Origin of the sequence: Saccharothrix violaceirubra, assembly GCF_014203755.1 — a bacterium.
GTDB classification, from domain to species: domain Bacteria; phylum Actinomycetota; class Actinomycetes; order Mycobacteriales; family Pseudonocardiaceae; genus Actinosynnema; species Actinosynnema violaceirubrum.
In genome coordinates, this window is the sequence record NZ_JACHJS010000001.1 from 2,401,713 (window position 1) to 2,418,914 (window position 17,202).

The 17,202-nt window shown below is 71.9% G+C and carries 10 protein-coding genes and 1 pseudogene; 4 read left to right on the forward strand and 7 right to left on the reverse strand.

Going from position 1 to position 17,202, the window contains the following annotated elements; translation table 11 throughout:
• Positions 1-3: 3 nt before the first annotated feature.
• A pseudogene (locus F4559_RS11780) lies at positions 4-7,623 on the reverse strand (amino acid adenylation domain-containing protein); the annotation flags it as partial.
• Between the two features lie 91 nt (positions 7,624-7,714).
• Positions 7,715-8,989 carry a serine hydrolase domain-containing protein gene (locus F4559_RS11785; protein ID WP_184668372.1) on the reverse strand — a complete coding sequence of 425 codons (1,275 nt, stop codon included), beginning with the start codon at positions 8,987-8,989 and terminating at the stop codon, positions 7,715-7,717.
• Positions 8,990-9,423: 434 nt separating this feature from the next.
• On the opposite strand from F4559_RS11785, the gene F4559_RS11790 reads away from it, so the two are divergent.
• The gene (locus tag F4559_RS11790; RefSeq protein WP_184668374.1) at positions 9,424-9,867 is read left to right on the forward strand and encodes a hypothetical protein; all 444 of its coding nucleotides are present in this window, start codon (positions 9,424-9,426) and stop codon (positions 9,865-9,867) included.
• Here the strand turns inward: F4559_RS11790 and F4559_RS11795 are convergent.
• Positions 9,864-10,484, reverse strand: a complete 621-nt coding sequence (locus F4559_RS11795) for a GTP pyrophosphokinase (protein ID WP_184668376.1) — start codon at positions 10,482-10,484, stop codon at positions 9,864-9,866. The genes F4559_RS11790 and F4559_RS11795 overlap by 4 nt on opposite strands.
• Positions 10,485-10,724: 240 nt before the next feature.
• Here F4559_RS11795 and F4559_RS11800 point away from each other — a divergent pair, with 240 nt between their 5' ends.
• Entirely contained in the window at positions 10,725-11,495 is a 771-nt protein-coding gene (locus F4559_RS11800) for an EamA family transporter (RefSeq protein WP_312865598.1), read from the forward strand.
• A gap of 21 nt (positions 11,496-11,516) precedes the next feature.
• On the opposite strand, the gene F4559_RS11805 is transcribed toward F4559_RS11800, so the two are convergent.
• The 3 genes from F4559_RS11805 to F4559_RS11815 form a co-directional block, all read right to left on the reverse strand.
• Entirely contained in the window at positions 11,517-12,980 is a 1,464-nt protein-coding gene (locus F4559_RS11805; protein ID WP_312865599.1) for an NF041680 family putative transposase, read from the reverse strand.
• Between the two features lie 168 nt (positions 12,981-13,148).
• Positions 13,149-13,652 carry an ATP-binding protein gene (locus tag F4559_RS11810; protein ID WP_184668381.1) on the reverse strand — a complete coding sequence of 168 codons (504 nt, stop codon included), beginning with the start codon at positions 13,650-13,652 and terminating at the stop codon, positions 13,149-13,151.
• Positions 13,653-13,983: 331 nt separating this feature from the next.
• Positions 13,984-14,532, reverse strand: a complete 549-nt coding sequence (locus tag F4559_RS11815; protein WP_184668382.1) for a YceI family protein — start codon at positions 14,530-14,532, stop codon at positions 13,984-13,986.
• A gap of 90 nt (positions 14,533-14,622) precedes the next feature.
• On the opposite strand from F4559_RS11815, the gene F4559_RS11820 reads away from it, so the two are divergent.
• Both F4559_RS11820 and F4559_RS11825 read left to right on the forward strand, forming a co-directional pair.
• Positions 14,623-15,114, forward strand: a complete 492-nt coding sequence (locus F4559_RS11820) for a MarR family winged helix-turn-helix transcriptional regulator (protein ID WP_184668383.1) — start codon at positions 14,623-14,625, stop codon at positions 15,112-15,114.
• A 78-nt stretch (positions 15,115-15,192) separates the two neighbouring features.
• The gene (locus F4559_RS11825; protein ID WP_184668384.1) at positions 15,193-16,872 is read left to right on the forward strand and encodes an AMP-binding protein; all 1,680 of its coding nucleotides are present in this window, start codon (positions 15,193-15,195) and stop codon (positions 16,870-16,872) included.
• A 19-nt stretch (positions 16,873-16,891) separates the two neighbouring features.
• On the opposite strand, the gene F4559_RS11830 is transcribed toward F4559_RS11825, so the two are convergent.
• A complete protein-coding gene (locus tag F4559_RS11830) occupies positions 16,892-17,053 on the reverse strand; it encodes a hypothetical protein (RefSeq protein ID WP_184668385.1) in 162 nt (53 codons plus the stop codon).
• Positions 17,054-17,202 lie beyond the last annotated feature (149 nt).

The window sequence follows — 17,202 nt, forward strand, 5'->3', positions numbered from 1 at the left end:
GGTTCACGCTTCCCGGTCGGCGAGGGCTTCGAGGTCCGCCAGCACCAGTTCCTCGACCAGGTCGGCCAGACCGGTCACGGTGCGGGCGGTGAGGACGTCACGCGGCGACAGGTCGACGTCGAACATCGCCTTGGTGCGCGCGGTGATGCGCAGACTGCGGATGGAGTCCCCGCCGAGGGCGAAGAAGCTGTCCTCGACGCCGACCCGGTCGACGTCGAGCACCTCGGCCCAGATGTCCGCGATGGCCTGCTCGGTCTCGGTGCGCGGTGCGACGTACTCGGCGGAGGTGACCGCGTCGCGCTCGGGCGCGGGGAGCGCGACGCGGTCGAGCTTGCCGTTGGCGTTCAACGGCAGCGCCTCCAGGGCGACGAACGCCGCCGGGACCATGTGGTCGGGCAGGACCCCGGTCGCGTGATCGCGGAGTTCCGAAACGGTGACGTGGTGTTCCGGGACGTAGTAGGCGACCAGGCGGTGCTCGTGCACCAGTACAACGACGTCTGCAAGCGACGGATGCGCGTGCATCGCGGCTTCTACTTCACCGAGTTCGATCCGGAACCCGCGGACCTTCACCTGGTGGTCCGAACGGCCGAAGTAGCGCAGCCGTCCGGAGTCCCACTTCGCGAGGTCGCCCGTGCGGTACATCCGGGAACCGTCGGCGGCGAACGGGTCGGCGACGAACCGGGACGCGGTCAGGCCGGGTCGGTCCAGGTAGCCGCGCGCCAGCCCGGCGCCCGCGACGTACATCTCGCCGACCACGCCCGGCGGGACCGGGTCGAGGTCCTCGTCCAGCACGTGCACCCGCAGGTCCGCGATCGGGACGCCGATCGTGCCGTCGGCGGTGGTGTGGGTGACGTGGACGGTGGTCTCGGTGATGCCGTACATGTTGACCAGCTCGCCGGTGCCCTGCCACGACGCGAGTTTGCGCACGTCGAGGGCCTCGCCGCCGAAGATCACGTAGCGGACCGCGATCCGTTCGCCCAGGAGTTGGTAGAACGCCGAGGGCGTCTGGTTGAGCACGGTCACGCCCTCGTCGCGCACCAACGCGGCGAAGTCCGCGGGCGACCGCGAGATCTCGAACGGCACGACGACCAGCCGACCGCCGTGCAGCAGTGGACCCCACAGCTCCCACACCGAGAAGTCGAACGCGTACGAGTGGAACAGCGTCCACACGTCGTCCGGACCGAACCCGAAGCGCGCGTCCGTCGCCGTGAACAACCGGATCACGTTGCCATGCGGCACCACGACGCCCTTGGGTTTGCCAGTCGACCCCGAGGTGTAGATGACGTATGCGGCGTGCTCCGGACGGAGCACGACCTCTGGTGCCGTGGCAGGCAGTTCCGCCAGGTCCGGCAGCGCGTCGAGCACCACGACCGGCCGGGCATCCGCCACCATCACCGCGATGCGCTCGGCCGGGTAGTCCGGGTCGACCGGCAGGTAGGCCGCGCCCGACTTGAGCACGCCCAGCACCGCCACCACGAGGTCGAGCGAACGCGGGAACCTCAGTGCCACCAGGCTTTCCGGCCCGGCACCCCGGGCGATCAGGTGGTGGGCGAGCCGGTTGGCACGGGCGTCCAGTTCCGCGTAGGTGAGGCTCGACCCCTGGCAGGTCACGGCGACCGCGTCCGGCGTGCGGGCGGCCTGCCCGGCGAACCGCGCGGTGATCGTGCCGGTGGCGAACTCGCCGCCGCGACCGGTCCAGTCGGCGATCCGGGCCCGCTCGACCTCCGTCGTCCACGGCACCCGCGACAGCGGCCGGTCCGGGTCCGCGACCAGGCCGCCGAGCAGGGTGCGCAGCCGTTCGCCGAGCACGCGCACCGTGGCCGCGTCGAACAGGTCCGGCTCGTAGCCCAGCACGACGCCCAGCCGGTTCTCCGGGTACACGGTCGCCGACAGGGGAAAGCTCGTCGTCTCGACCGCCTGGAGTTCGCGCAGACCCATGCCGTCGGACAGGTCCGTCGGGTAGTTCTCGAACACCACGACGCTGTCGAACAGGTTCGTGCCGCCCTCGACGCCGCTCCAGCCCGACAGCCGGGTCAGCGGCACGTGCTCGAACGCGCGGGCCTCCACCTGCGCGGCCTGGAGCGCGCGCAGCCACTCGGCGACCGGTGCGGTGCCGTCGATCCCGACCCGCACGGGCAGGGTGTTGATGAAGATGCCGGTGATCGCGTCCACGCCCGGCAGGTCGGCGGGCCGACCCGAGACCGTGGCGCCGAAGCACACGTCGCGGCGACCGCTCGACCGGCCCAGCAGCAACGCCCACGCGCCCTGCACGATCGCGCTCGGGGTGACCCGGTGCCGGCGGGCGAACTCGTAGAGCCGCGCCGACTCGGCCTCGTCCAGTTCGATGCCGTGCCGGTGCGCGGACGACGCCGCGTGCAGGTCGCCCTGGCGGTCCAGCGGCAGGGGTGTCGGCGAGTCGAACGTGCCGAGCACGTCCCGCCAGTACCGCTCGGCGGCCCGGTCGTCCTGCCGGTCGAGCCACGCCACGTAGTCCCGGAACGGCGGGCGCTCCAGCGCGAGGTCGGGCGCGAGCACGTCCGACAGGACGTGGAACACGCTCCACCCGTCGAGCAGCACGTGGTGGAACGTCCACAGCACACGGACCGAGTCCGGCGACAGCCGGATGATCGCCACCCGCATCAGCGGTGCCACGCCGAGGTCGAGCCCCTGGTCGCGGTCGTCGGCCAGCAGCCGTTCCCAGCGCTCGGCGCGTTCCCGGTCGCCCATGCCGCTCCAGTCCAGGAACGTGAAGGGCACCCGCGCGTGGGCGTGCACGACCTGGAGCGGCTGCGGCACGTCGTCCCAGAGCACGGAGGAGCGCAGCACGGGCGTGCGGTCCACGACGTCCTGCCAGGCACGCGCGAACGCCGCCGAGTCCGGCACGCCGTCCACGACGAAGCTCGTCTGCTGGAAGTACAGGCCCTGCCGGGCCAGGCCGTGGAAGACCATGCCCGCCTGCATGGGCGTGAGCGGGTAGGCGTCCTCGCCGGTGATCCGGTCGACCTGCTCCTGCGTCAACGCGACGAGCGGGAAGTCCGACGGCGTCCGCCCACCCGCGCCGGGGGACGCGCAGTGGTCGGCGATGCCGCGCAACGCGTCCGCGAACCCTTCGACCAGCACCCGGATCGTGGCCTCGGCGTGCGCGTTGTCGCTGTAGTGGAAGGAGAACTCCAACCGGTCGTCCTGTACCTTGCCGACGACGTCGAGCAGGTGCGGGCGCGGCGCGGCCGGGTCGGCGGACAGGTCGAGGTCGCGCTGCCCGGCGGCGAACCGGCCCAGGTAGTTGAAGCCCACCCGCGGGTCCGCGGCGATGTCCGCGCCGGCGAGGTGCCGCAGCGCGCCGTAGCCGATGCCCTTGCGCGGCACGGCCCGGAGCTGTTCCTTGACCGCCTTGAGGGTCGTGCCCCAGTCGGCGTCCGGCAGGTCGAGCGCGACCGGGAACAGGGTGGTGAACCAGCCGACCGTGCGCGAGGTGTCCAGGTCGTCGAACAGCTCCTCCCGGCCGTGGCCCTCCAGGTCCACCAGCACGCGTGAGCGGCCCGTCCAATCCGCCAGCACGCGGCCGAGCGCGGCCAGCAGCACGTCGTTGACCTGCGTGCGGTAGACCGGCGGCACGTCGCGCAGCAACGCTGTGGTCTCGGCGGCGGTCAACCGGACGGTCACCACGCGTTCGGACGCGGTGTCGTCCGGGCCGTGCCGGTCCACGGGCAGGTCCGCGTCGCCCCGCACCGAACGCCAGTGCGCCAGCTCGTCGTCGAACCCGCCGGCGGCGGTGTGCGCGTGCAGTCGCCGTGCCCAGTCGCGGAAGGACGTCGTCTTCCGTCCGATGTGGATGGTCTTGCCGGACGCGGCCTGGCCGTAGGCGGTCTTCAGGTCCTCGGCCAGCACGCGCCACGACACGCCGTCGACCACGAGGTGGTGCGCGGCCAGCCGGACCCGTCGCGCGTCGAGCACCTCGGCCCGCAGCAGCGGACCCGTCGACAGGTCGAACTCCTTGACGCCCGACAGGTCCACGTCCGTCACCGGGGCGTTGTGCTGGCGGTGCGGCGTGAAGCGCATACGCAGCGCGTCGTGGTGCGCGACCAACGCGTTCAACGCGGTGCGCAGGGCGGCCGGGTCGACGTCGTGCCCGAACTCCACCACGAGCGACTGGTCGAAGTGCCCGGGTCGCACGGTGTGGCGGTCGAGGAACCAGTGCTGGATGGGCGTGAGCGGCGCGTCGCCGGTCACCTCGCCCTGGTGCGTGACGGGCGGCGCGTCGCGGGTCACGTGCGGGGCCAGCGCGGCGATCGTCTGGTGGGCGAACACGTCGCGCGAAGTCAGGACCAGGCCCGCGGCACGCGCCTTCGTGACCACCTGGATGGCCAGGATCGAGTCGCCGCCCAGGGCCAGGAAGTTGTCCCGCACGCCCACCCGGCGGGCGCCGAGCACCTCGGCGAACACGTCGGCCAGCACCGCCTCCACCGGCGTGCGCGGTGCCACGTGGCGGACCGCGGTCTCGGCGGGCGGCGTCGGCAGCGCGGACCGGTCCAGCTCCGCGACTCCGACGTACGAGGTCGGCACGCAGTGCGCGGGCAGCACCTGCTCCAGGAAACCGCGCAGCGCGGCCGGGTTCGCCGCCGGTGCGACGTAGGCGACCAGCCGGCCGTCCACGGCGACCACGGCCGCGTCGGTCACGTCGTCGTGCCGCCGCAACACCTCCTCGACCTCGTCGGGGTCGACCCGCAGGCCGCGCACGCGCACCGCGTCGTCCGGCGGGAAGTCCAGCCCGGCCAGGTCGCGCAACGGCCGGTCGGGGTGCTCGACCACGCGTTCCAGCAGCGCGCGCAGGTCCGTCGACAGGCCCTGGATCGTCGCCTCGTCGAACAGGTCGCGGTTGTACTCCACGGTGAGCGTGAGGTCGTCGCCGCGCGGCCAGAACTCCACCACGAGGTCGAACCGGGCGTTGGGGCGCGGCAGGTCGTACTCGGACAGCGCCAGGTCGCCGAAGGACGTCCGGCGCACGAGCGGTTCGTGCAATGCCACCGCGGCCTGGACCAGCGGCGACCGGCTCGGGTCCGGCGCGGTGCGCAGGGCCGCCACGATCCGCTCGAACGGGACGCGGTCGTGCGCGAACGCGTCCAGCGCGGTGGTGCGGACGTCGTCGAGGAAGGCGCTGAACGGCAGCTCGGGGTCCACCCACGAGCGCAGGACCAGGGTGCGGACGAAGAAGCCCACGGTCCGGTCGAGGTCCGCGCGGTCGCGGCCGGAGGCCACCGTGCCCACCGCGATGTCCCGCTGGTGGCTGCGCGCGGACAGCAGCACCTGCACGGCCGCCGTCAGCGTCATGAACAGCGTGGCGTCGTGCGCGCGGCCGACGCCGGTCAGCCGGTCCACCAGGTCGGCGGGCAGCGGCGTGCGCAGCACCGCGCCGGCCGTGGTGCGCAGCGCCGGCCGGGGCCGGTCGGTGGGCAGGTCCAGGGCTTCGACGCCGGACAGCCGCGCCACCCAGTGGTCGAGCCCGTCGACCGGACGGGCCGCGTCCCACGCCGCGAAGTCCGGGTACTGCACGGTCGGCTCGGGCGGCGCGACCCCCGCGTAGCGGTCGGCCAGCTCCTCGACCAGCACGCCGACCGACCAGCCGTCGGTGACGATGTGGTGCTGGTTGAGCACGAGCACGTGGTCGTCCACGCCCAGCGGCACCAGCAGCGCCCGGGTCAGCGGACCGGTGCGCAGGTCGAACGGCTCGGCCAGCGCGGCTTCCGGCTCGGTGGTCAGGTTCAGCGGGATCGTGCCGGTCGACGCGACGACCTGGACCGGTTCGCCGTCCACCACGTCGAACGTCGTGCGCAACGCGTCGTGCCGGTCCGCCACCGCGTCCAGCGCCGCCGCCAGCCGGTCGAGGTCCAGTCGGCCGGTCAGGCGCAGCCCGGCGGCCGTGTTCTGCTCGGCCGTGCCGTCCAACGAGAACAGCCGGCGTTGCGCGGGCGACAACGGCAGGACGCCGTCGCGGGACACCGCCGGGATCGGGGCGGGCGGCGCGTCCGGGACGTGCTCGGCCAGCGCGGCGACCGTGCGCGACTCGAACAGCGTGCGCACCGGCAGCCCGCCGAGGCGGCCGAGCACGCGGACCGCGCGGATCGAGTCGCCGCCCAGCGCGAAGAAGTCGTCGTGCGCGCCGACGGGCACGGTCACGCCGAGCACGTCGGCGAACACGGCCGCGACCCGCCGCTCGGTCTCGGTGCGCGGTGCCACGAAGCCCTCGGGCACGTCGCCGACGACCGGCGCGGGCAACGCGGACCGGTCGAGCTTCCCGTTGGGGCTCGACGGGAAGCGGTCGAGCGCGACGAACGCGGCGGGCACCATGTAGTTCGGCAGCCGCTCGGCCAGGAACTCCCGCAGGCCATCGGTGCGTCCGACGACGTAGGCGACGAGCCGCTTGGGCTCGTCGCGCGGCACCACGACCACCTGTGCCACGCCCTCGTGCGTGCCCAGCAGCGCCTCGATCTCGCCCGGCTCGACCCGGAACCCGCGGATCTTGACCTGGTGGTCGGCCCGGCCGACGAACTCCAGGTCGCCGTCGTCGCGCACCCGCACCACGTCGCCCGTGCGGTACATGCGCGCGCCCGGCGTGCCGAACGGGTCGGCGACGAACCGGGTCGCGGTCAGCCCCGGCCGCCCCAGGTAGCCGCGTGCCAGCCCCACGCCCGTGACGTACAGCTCGCCCTCGGCGCACGGCCGCAGGTCCGCGTCCAGCACCCGCACCTCGGTGCCCGGGATCGGCCGTCCGATCGGCGGCGTGCCGCCGGGTTCGAGCGCGCCGCTCCAGCTCGTGACCACAGTGGACTCGGTCGGGCCGTAGGCGTTGACCATCCGCCGACCCGGCGCCCACCGCGCCACGAGGTCGGGCGCGCACGCGTCACCGCCGACCACCAGCGTCCGGAAGTCCGGCAGCGGTCGGTGCGGCACGGTCGCCAACGCCACCGGCGGGATCAGCGCGTGCGTGACCCGCTGCTGCTCCAGCACGTCCGCGAGCTGCTCGCCGAGCAGCGGTCCCGGCGGCGGCACGACCAGGGCCGCGCCCGTCGGCAACGCCATGCACAGCTCCAACACCGACGCGTCGAAGCTCGGCGACGAGAACTGGAGCACCCGGTCGCCCGGCCGCACGTCGAGGTGCTCGGCCTCGGCCCGCGCGAACGCGGGCAGGCCCCGGTGCGTGACCACGACGCCCTTGGGTTTGCCCGTCGACCCGGAGGTGTAGATCACGTAGGCCGGGTCGTCGGGCCGGATCGCCACCTCCGGCGCGTGCTCGGGGTACGCCGAGGTGTCCAGCGGCCCGTCGACCACCAGCAGCGGAGCGGCGTCCGCGAGCATGAACGCGATCCGCTCGGCCGGGTAGGCCGGGTCGACGGGCAGGTACGCGGCGCCGGTCTTGAGCACCGCGAGCTGCGCGACGACGATCTCCACGGAGCGGGGCAGCGCGAGCGCGATCACGCGTTCGCGCCGCGCACCCCGGTCGATCAACAGGTGGGCCAGGCGGTTGGACCGCGCGTCGAGTTCGCGGTAGTCCACTGTCTCGTCGGGGGACACGATGGCGGGCGCACCGGGTGTGCGGCGCACCCGTTCTGCCACGAGGGCGGGCAGGTCGAGGGCGTGCGTCATCGCGAGAGGCGCCTTTCGGAATGTCGCGCGGGGGAACCGTTACCCGCGTAAGGGTGAGTTCAAACCGAACTTGTCAAGCCATTTCCCGGACTTGCCTGCGGGCGAGCCTGCCGCCGATCTGAATCCATTCGATCCCGCCGCCCCGCGGGTCCCGGAGGAAACGCCCGGTCTGGCTGGTGTCGCCCGTGTCGGAATCCCGCATGGCGAACACGAGGTTGTCGAACAGCGACAGGTCCGCGAACGGCTCGCCGTCGACTGTGAGTTCCAGCACCTCTTCGCCCGCGGGTCGGACGCGGTATTCCGTATCGCCGTTTCGAAAGTGCCCGGCGCAGTCCCTCGGCGGGGGGATGGGCAGCGCCATTCCGCGCAACGGGTCGTAATCCGCGACCGGCAGCCCGGCGTCGGACAAATCGCCGACCAGGTCGCGCCACAGCGCGAACCCGGTGCTGCCGGTCGTCGTCAGCGCGACCACCGTGCCGCTTTCCGGGTCGATTCGCAGGTGGCACGAGGTGCCGTCGGCGGTGCCGTCGTGGCCGACCCACGTCGAGCCGTCCCGCTCGTAGAGCGCCAGGCCCAGACCCCAGCCGTCGGCCATGCCGAACGGCTCGGCGTCGTCGACCGGCGTGCGCATGAGCGCGAGGTCGGACGCGGACACCAGGTGCGGTTCCCCGCCCGCGAGCATGCGCCCGAAGGCGACGAGGTCCGAGGCCGAAGCCGCGAGCGCGCCCGCGGGCGCGTCCACGACGGCCAGCGACTGGCGGACCGGCACCACGCGCCCGGTGGCCGCGTTGACCGCGTGGCCGGAGGCGATCGACCGGTCGGTGTCCCGGCCCACGGTGAAGTGCGCGCGCAGGCCGAGTGGTCGCAGCAGCACCTCTTCCATGGCCTCCCACCAGGTCATCCCCGTCGCGATCTCGATCAGGTGGCCGACCAGGACGTAGCCGATGTTGGAGTAGGAGAACCCGGCGCCGGGCCGGTGCAGCGGGTCGAGTGAGCGGACGGTCTCGCGCACGTAGCGGCGCAGCGACGTCGCCCGCACGTCCTCCTGGTCCGAGGGGAGGCCGCCGGTGTGGCTGAGCAGGTGGCGCAGGGTCAGCGCGTCCGGCGCCTCGGGCAGGTGGTCGCCCAGCGGCGCGTCGAGTTCGAGGTCGCCGTCGGAGACCAGGGCCATGGCGACGGTCGCCGTGCAGGTCTTGGTGATCGAACCGATCGGGACCGCGGCCCCCGGTGTGAGGTTCACCTCTCGATGCCACGTCTCCCCGGCGTGGCTGACCGCGAGCTGGGCGCCGGGCACCCGGTGGTCGTGCGCGAGCGCGCTTAATCGTCGGGAGATCAGGTCGGTGTCCATCGCATCCTTCTAGGAACAGGCCAATCGGCCGGTGACCAACGTTGGCTGCCGCGTCTTGATCGGCGCGACCGCCGAACGGAGCATTTATCAGGTATTCATTCCCCGATTTTCCGACGCGTACACCCGACGTTATCGGGGTTGGTGTGAGGTTCACTCGAACGGAGTGGTTTGGACCACTTTGTTCCGTAAACCGACCAGGGGATATGAGAGTTATTCGTGGTCGCGTGTCAAGTGTGATCCAGGTCCTTCGGCGTGTCCGGAATGTGGCCCACGAGAACGTTTCCCTGCTCTCTTCGGAGTCATTTTCAAGAAATTCTCCGGTGCCCCGTAACCAAACATGTGAACGCTCGTTTGGCGATCAGGAGGAGTGGGGAAACCGGTGTGGTCGGCGAACCTGTGACCGGTAGGGGGGACGGTGTCCGTACCGTCGGCGCATGAGATCGCTCGGCAGGTTCCTCGGTGGCACGGTGGCGATCGCGGCCATCGCGGGTCTGGTCCTGCTCGGGGTGCGCGGCTGCGGCGCGTACCTGCGGGCCGAGGCCGTGACCGTGATCCGGTACCTGCACGCGCTGGGCGCGGGCGACACCGCCACCGTCTGCGACCTCGTCGTGGAGGAGGCGCGGGTCAAGCTCCTGCGGCTCGCGCGCGCCGACTCGTGCGAGGAGGCGGCGGCCCGGCTCACCGCGGCACTCGCTCCGGAGGTCCGCGCGGAACTCCTGCGCGACGATCCGGGGATCTACTCCATCGTGGTCTCCGGCGACCGCACGGAGATCAGCCTGGGCGCGGGGCCGTTCGACGTGCACGATTTCGTGCTGTACGAACGGGACGGTCGCGAGAAGATCACCGACTGGGGCTTCGAGGCCCGCCGGCTGTCCTAGTTCTCGTCGCGGTGGACCTTCAGGTGCAGCGACTCCATGCGCTCGTCGAGTTCGGCGGCGATCGCGGCCGTGGTGGTCAACTCCTCGACGAAGCCCGCGGGCACGTGGTCGTCGTACTTGTAGTAGAGCTTGTGCTCCAACGTGGCCCAGAAGTCCATGGCGATGGTGCGCAGCTGCACCTCGACCTTGACGTGCTCGACGCGGTCGGACAGGAACACCGGGATGCGCACGATGAGGTGCAGGCTGCGGTAGCCGTTGGGCTTGGGCGCCGCGATGTAGTCCTTCGTGAGCAGGATCTCCACGTCGCTCTGCCGGGCCAGCATGTCCCGCACCCGGTACACGTCGGAGACGAACGGGCACACCACGCGCACGCCCGCCACGTCGTCGAGGTGCTCGGCGGCCAGCGCCAGGTCGGGCTCGAGTCCCTTGCGCCGCAACTTGTCCAGGATCGCGTCGGGTCGCTTCACGCGCTGGGTGATGTGCTCGATGGGGTCGTGGCGGTGGACGAGGTCGAACTCCTCGCTGAGGATGCGCAGCTTCGTCATCAGCTCCTCGACCGCGAACTTGTACACGACGAGGGAGCGCCTCAGCAGGTCGTCGGCGACCCCGGTCTCCATGATCCGAGGATACCGGTGCGCACGTGGGCTAAGCTGCGATCCGTGACCTTCTCGCCGCCGCGCGCCTGATCCGGGCGCAGCCGCTTTCTCATCCCGTACCGCGTTGCGCCCGTTCGCGTCCTCGTCACCTCTTCGCGAACCGGAGAACCCGTGTCGTCCCACGGCATCGCACGCCCGAGCTTCGTCCAAGGTCCCCTCCCCATCCTGGCCGCGTGCCTGCTGTGGGGGTCCACCGGCACCGTGAGCGCCTTCGCGCCCACGACCGCGCCACGCGTGGCGATCGGCGCCGCGGCGTTGGCCGTCGGCGGCGTCCTGCTGTTCCTTACTTCGCCCGGCACGCGAGAGGTGTTGCGCGACGCCGACCGCCGGCTGTTGGCGGTGGGCGCGGTCACCGTGGCGGGCTACGCGTCGGCCTTCTACCCCGCCGTGGCGCGGACCGGCGTCGCGGTGTCGACCACGATCGCCTTGGCCACCGCGCCGATCCTGCTGGGCGCCCGCGCCCGGCCGGTCGTCACAGCGGTGGCGGTGGTGGGATGCGCGACGCTGGTCCTGGGCGCGGGCGGTGCCCGGCTGGATCTCCTCGGCGTCGTACTGGCATTGGTCGCCGGGCTGTCCTACGCGGTCTACCCCGTGGCCACGGGGAAGCTGATCGCCCAAGGGTTCCCGGCCCGTGCCGTCGTGGGCACGATGTTCGGCGGCGCGGCCCTGGTGGTCTGGCCGATCCCCGTGGTCCTGGGCCTGTCGTGGCTGACCACGCCCGGCGGCCTGGCCGTGGTGGCACACCTGGCGATCGTCACCACGTTCACCGCGTACCTGCTGTTCGCCCTGGGCCTGCGGCACACCTCGGCCGCCGCCGCGACGACCCTGACACTGGCCGAACCCGCCGTCGCCGCCCTGCTGGGCGTCGTCGTCCTCGACGAACACCTGCCGCCGATCTCGTGGCTGGGCATGGCGGTCCTCACCGCGGCCCTGTTCGCCCTGACCCGCGAGTCCTCCACCCGGACACCCTGAAACACGCACTCAGCTTGTCTTTTAACCTGTTCGGCGGGGTTTGGTGCCCTTCTTGTGGTGGGCCGGTCGGGTATGTGCCCGTCCAGTGGCCAGGACGAGTCCGACGTCGAAGCGCGGTGCGGTGGCGCGGTTCTTCGAGCCGGGAGGTCGTCCCGGTCCGGGGCGGACCGGTTTCGGTGCAGCCGCTGGGCGGGCGATCTTCATGTGGAGGTTGCGGAACCCGCGCCGGACGCGGGTCGGGGTGAGCCTGGCGGGTTCGGCGGGTCGTTCCCAGGGGTGGCGCAGGTCGGCGACCAGCGGGCGGGCCAGGCGCAGTTGTGCGTGGACGGCCAGGATCAGCCAGGTCCAGCGGTCGGCGGCCTCGGGATCGCGCAGCCTGGGTCTGGTCCAGCCGAGCGTCTGCTTGAGCAGACGGAAGGTGTGCTCGATGTCGAAGCGCCGCAGGAACGCCCGCCACCAGCGGTCGACCTCGACCGGGCCGGAGTCGGGATCGGAACACCACAGCCAGACCGGTTTGTTCACCCCGCCGGAGGGCAGGCGCTCCACCGTCAGTCGGATCACGGTGCCCTCGACGATCGGCAGCGGTCCACTGTGGTCGATCCAGGCGGCCCGGCGGGTCAGTCGCGGGTGCAGCCGGTTCCAGGCCTGTGCGGTGGCGGTGCCGTAGAGACGGGTGTCGGTGCGGGTCAGCACGTCCTCGGCGCCCCAGGTGGCGGGGTCGCCGAAGACGAACTCGCCGCCGTGCTTGCGAAACCGTCCGCCCAGAGGGTTGTGGACCCGGGGCGGGCCCGGGCGGCGCAGCACCCGGTCCGACCGCATCCGTCCCAGCACCCGCACCGGCAGGTCCTCGAGCAGACGGGCGATGCGGGGCGCGTCGTAACCGGCGTCGAACACCACCAGGATCTCCGGATCACCCCGGCGCCACTGGTCGGCGGCGATGAGCCGTTGGACCACTCCGCGGACCTGGGCGGCGGTCACCGCGGCGAGGTCCGCGCCGGGCGGCAGCCGGACCGCGTCCAGCAGCGCGGTCCACGACGTGCCGCCGGTCTCCAGCGCGGCCACGAACGAGTACGGCCATCCCGGGATCATGCGGTGCTCGCCTCTGCCGCGTCCGTAGACGTGGCAGAACGTGCGGTCCGGGCAGGTCGCGCCGTCCGGCCGCAACCACGGCGAGACGTCGACCGCGAGCACCAGGCGGCCGTCCGCGGCCCGCGGCAACGGCGTCCCGGCCAGCGCGTCGCGTAGCCGGTCGACCTCGATGCGGCCGTTGTTGACCGCGTCGTAGAGGCCACCGTGCCCACGCCGGTGTTCGGGCGCCAACGACAACCCCACCAGGGTCCGCACCGGTCCGTCGGCGCACAGCACGGCGTCGGCCAGCTCGAACAACCCGTCCGCCCGACGGGTCAGACACCGGTGGAACTCCCGCCGGAACCCGGACAACGCCCCGAGCGCCGATCTGGGGTCGAGATGGTGCACACTGATCACGCAGCCCTTTGGTCGATCGTCCTTCTGTCGCAAGAGCGATGATCGACCAAGGGCTGCTTCTGTGATCAACCGGGGTGTCCGTCAACCGCCCGGGACCTCAAAAGACAAGCTCAGGCACCCTGAAACACGCACTCGGACACCCCGACCGTGTGCTCGGGCGCCCGTCGACTACTCGGGCCGACGCTCGGTCGAGCCGCCGAGGCTGTGCAGGATGCGCTGGATGACCTCGGGGTCCACGGCGGGCTCGTCCCCCATCGCCTCGGCGGCGGGGGAGCGGCGCGGCTCGCGGCGGGGCAACGGCACCGCGGCGGCGTTCATGCCCGACGGCAGGGGCAGTTCGCACCACGCCAGGTGGCCGCCGGCGGTGAGGGCCACCAGCCCCGCCCGACCGCCGGTCAACTCCGGCGGCAGCGCCACGCGGCCACCCTCGACCTCCACCGCGAGGTGGCCGCCGGACAGCCGCAGGCGGATCAGCAGGAGACCGGGCTTCTTCGGGTCGGCGACGTCCACGGCCGCGCCCACGAGCCGACGGGCGGTCTGGGCCGCCTCGTCCTGCATGGTGCGCAGACGCCACTCGCCGAGCGAGAACCGCACGAACAGGTCCGCGACGTTGATCGCGGTGGGCAACGCGACGAGTCGGAGGTCGTCGACCTGCTCGGTCTGACCGTTCACGCGAATCCTCCTCGCCGAAGTCCGGTACGCGTTGCCGCCAGATGGTGCCATGCGCGGTCCGGACGTCACCCACGTGGTCTAGGCAATGTGAGCGCAGGGTGGTCCCCGGCCTGCTGTGCCTTCAGTGTCAACCGAAGTCAGCCCATCGGTCACGACCGGCATACGTCCGGGTGGGACGGGTGATCAGACGTGGACTCGAAGTACGCCGAACGTACTCGTATGCGACTTCGTATGGAATATCCGCCCCACCTGATCCAGCGATGACTTCGCGCAGCGTAGACAACGCGAAGGGTCCGCCGACACTGTCGGCGGACCCTTCGCGTGGACGACCTCAGCCCTCCTGGAGGGTGGCCTCGATCTCCAGCAGGATCGTGATCTTGTCGCCGACGACGGCGCCGGCCGGGCCGCCGGTCACGCCGAAGTCGCGCCGGTTGATCTCGGTGCTCGCGGAGAAGCCCGCGACCTTGCCGCCCTGCATGCCGTCGCCGAACCCGTTGGGCTCCAGCTCCAGCGTCACGGTCTTGGTCACGCCGCGCAGCGTCAGGTCGCCGTCCACGAGGAACCCGCCGTCGACCGCGCGCACGCCGGTGGACACGAAGGTCAGCTCCGGGTGGTTGTCGGCGTCGAGGAAGTCGTCGCCGCGGACGTGGGCGTCGCGCTGGCCGTTGCGGGTGTCGACCGACGCCGTCTCGATCGTGGCGGTGACGGTGGACGTCAACGGGTCCGCGCCGGTCACGATCGTGCCCTCGAAGGCCGAGAAGTGGCCGCGGACTTTCGACACGCCCAGGTGGCGGACGACGAAGGAGACGTCGGAGTGCACCGGGTCGATCACCCACGTGCCCGCGATGTAGCCGGGGATCTGGTCGGTCAGGGTGCTCATGGTGGTCTGCTCCCGGGTCGTTTGGTTGAACTCTCAATCGAAGATAGCGCATCTTGGTTGAGTTCTCAACAATGCCCGTATGATGGGCGCATGAGCGAAGTGCGCTGGTTGAGCGAGGATGAGCAGCGGGTCTGGCGGTCCTTCATGACCGCCGTGACCAGGTTCACCGAGCACCTGGACCGCCAGCTCCAGCGCGACTCCCGGATGCCGGTCGCGTACTACGAGATCCTCGTCGCCCTCTCCGAGGCGCCGGGCCGGGCGCTGCGGATGAGCGAGCTGGCCGCCCTGTGCCACTCGTCGCGCAGCCGCCTGTCCCATGCCGTGGCCAAGCTGGAGAAGGAGGGCTGGGTGACGCGCCGCGCGTGCCCGTCCGACCGGCGCGGCTCGATCGCGGAGCTGACCTCCGAGGGCTTCGCCGTGCTGGAGGCCGCCGCGCCCGGACACGTCACGGCCGTGCGGGAGCACCTGTTCGACGTGCTGAGCGTCGAGCAGCTCGAAGCGTTGGACGGGATCAGTCGGGCGATTTCGGTCGGCCTGCGGGCGGAGTGCGCGTCGGCCAAGGCCGAACTCGGAGAGTTCTGATCAAGTCACTCGTCCGGGCGACAGGTCCGCCGTCGAACGGAGGTGGTGCGCCCGTCCGGGCCGGCGCAGGCTGCGGGGATGGCCGACGAACCCGACGCGACCGCGGTCTTCCGCGCCGCCCGTGACCTGTTGCTCGCCACGTCCGACGACCACGACGCCGCGTGCGCCGCCTTCGAATGGCCGTTGCTCGAACGCTTCAACTGGGCGCTCGACTGGTTCGACGTGATCGCGCGCGACAACGACCGCACCGCGCTGTGGATCGTCGCCGAGGACGGCACGGAGGGTCGCTGGTCGTTCGCCGAACTGGCCCGCCGCTCCGACCGTCTCGCCAACCACCTGCGGGCGCACGGCGTGCGCCGGGGCGACCGGGTGCTGCTGATGCTGGGCAACCGGGTCGAGCTGTGGGAGACGCTGCTGGCCGCCCTGAAGCTGGGGGCCGTGGTGATCCCGGCGACGACCCTGCTGGGCACGGCCGACCTGGTGGACCGGGTCACGCGCGGCCGGGTGCGTCACGTCGTCACGTCCGAGCCCGCGAAGTTCGCCGACGTGCCGGGCGGGTACACCCGGATCGTCGTCGGCGACCCCGTGCCCGGGTGGGTCGACCACGCCGCGGCGGCGGACGCCCCCGACCTGTTCGTGCCCGACGGCGAGACCCGTGCGGACGACACCGTGCTGCTGTACTTCACGTCCGGCACGACCGCACGTCCCAAGCTGGTGGAGCACACGCACGCGTCGTACCCGGTGGGACACCTGTCCACGATGTACTGGATCGGCCTCGAACCGGGCGACGTGCACCTGAACGTCTCGTCGCCGGGCTGGGCCAAGCACGCGTGGAGCAACGTGTTCGCGCCGTGGAACGCCGAGGCGACCGTGTTCGTCGTGGACTACGCCCGGTTCGACGCCGAGCGGCTGCTGGCCGAGATCGACCGCTGCGGCATCACGAGCTTCTGCGCGCCGCCGACCGTGTGGCGGATGCTGATCCAGGCCGACCTCGGCACCGTGCGCACGCCGCCGCGCAAGGTGGTCGGCGCGGGCGAACCGCTCAACCCCGAGGTGATCGAGCGGGTCGGGCGGGCGTGGGGCGTGACGATCCGGGACGGGTTCGGCCAGACCGAGACGACGGTCCAGATCGCGAACACGCCGGGCCTGCCGGTCAAACCGGGCTCGATGGGCCGGCCGGTGCCCGGCTACCCGGTCGTCCTGCTCGACCCGGTGACCGGCGAGCCGGCCCGCGAGGGCGAGATCTGCCTGGACCTGTCCAGGCGCCCGCTGGGCCTGATGGTCGGCTACCACGGCGACGAGGAGCGCACGGCCGAGGTCATGCGCGCCGGCCATTACCACACCGGCGACGTGGGTTCGGTGGACGACGACGGCTACATCACGTACGTGGGGCGCACCGACGACGTCTTCAAGGCGTCGGACTACCGCATCTCGCCGTTCGAGTTGGAGAGCGTGCTGCTGGAGCACGAGGCGGTGGCGGAGGCGGCCGTGGTGCCGGCGCCCGACCCGGTGCGGTCGGCGGTGCCGAAGGCGTTCGTGGTGCTCGCGCGGGGGTTCGCGGCGGACGCGGGTACCGCGTTCGCGATCCTGAGGCACGCGCGCGAACACCTGGCGCCGTACCAGCGGGTGCGGCGACTGGAGTTCGCGGAACTGCCGAAGACGGTGTCCGGCAAGATCCGTCGGGTCGACCTGCGGGGTAGGCCGACCGGCGGACCGGGGGAGTTCCGCGAGGAGGACTTCCCCGACCTGCGTGGCTGACGGTCTGCCGGTCCTGGCGTCAGGAGTCGGCGTCGGGCTTGCGTCGACGGCCGCCGGTGCGGACGGGCGGTGTCGGGTCGGCGGGCCGCTCGGCGGGCTTGGCCGTCGTCGGTTCAGCGGAGACCGGCTCGTCGACGAGCAGGAGCGCGGCCAGCTCGTCGTAGATCGGTGTGCTGCTCATGGGCGTTCTCGTACCCCTTTCGATCAGTTCCTACACCGCCGTCGACAACGCTGTCACGCCCGTGGTGGCGGCGGTCGTGGCATTGTCCCCTCAAACCATTCCACGCTCGCACGCATATCCCTATTCCCCACCGTTCGGGTGAGTCGGCA

Excerpts from the sequence above, each read along its gene's own strand:
- F4559_RS11790 (WP_184668374.1), top strand. The coding sequence starts at position 9,424 with ATGAGATCGCTCGGCAGGTTCCTCGGTGGCACGGTGGCGATCGCGGCC.
- F4559_RS11830 (WP_184668385.1), bottom strand. The coding sequence starts at position 17,053 with ATGAGCAGCACACCGATCTACGACGAGCTGGCCGCGCTCCTGCTCGTC.
- F4559_RS11785 (WP_184668372.1), bottom strand. The coding sequence starts at position 8,989 with ATGGACACCGACCTGATCTCCCGACGATTAAGCGCGCTCGCGCACGAC.
- F4559_RS11825 (WP_184668384.1), top strand. The coding sequence starts at position 15,193 with ATGGCCGACGAACCCGACGCGACCGCGGTCTTCCGCGCCGCCCGTGAC.
- F4559_RS11815 (WP_184668382.1), bottom strand. The coding sequence starts at position 14,532 with ATGAGCACCCTGACCGACCAGATCCCCGGCTACATCGCGGGCACGTGG.
- F4559_RS11820 (WP_184668383.1), top strand. The coding sequence starts at position 14,623 with ATGAGCGAAGTGCGCTGGTTGAGCGAGGATGAGCAGCGGGTCTGGCGG.
- F4559_RS11795 (WP_184668376.1), bottom strand. The coding sequence starts at position 10,484 with ATGGAGACCGGGGTCGCCGACGACCTGCTGAGGCGCTCCCTCGTCGTG.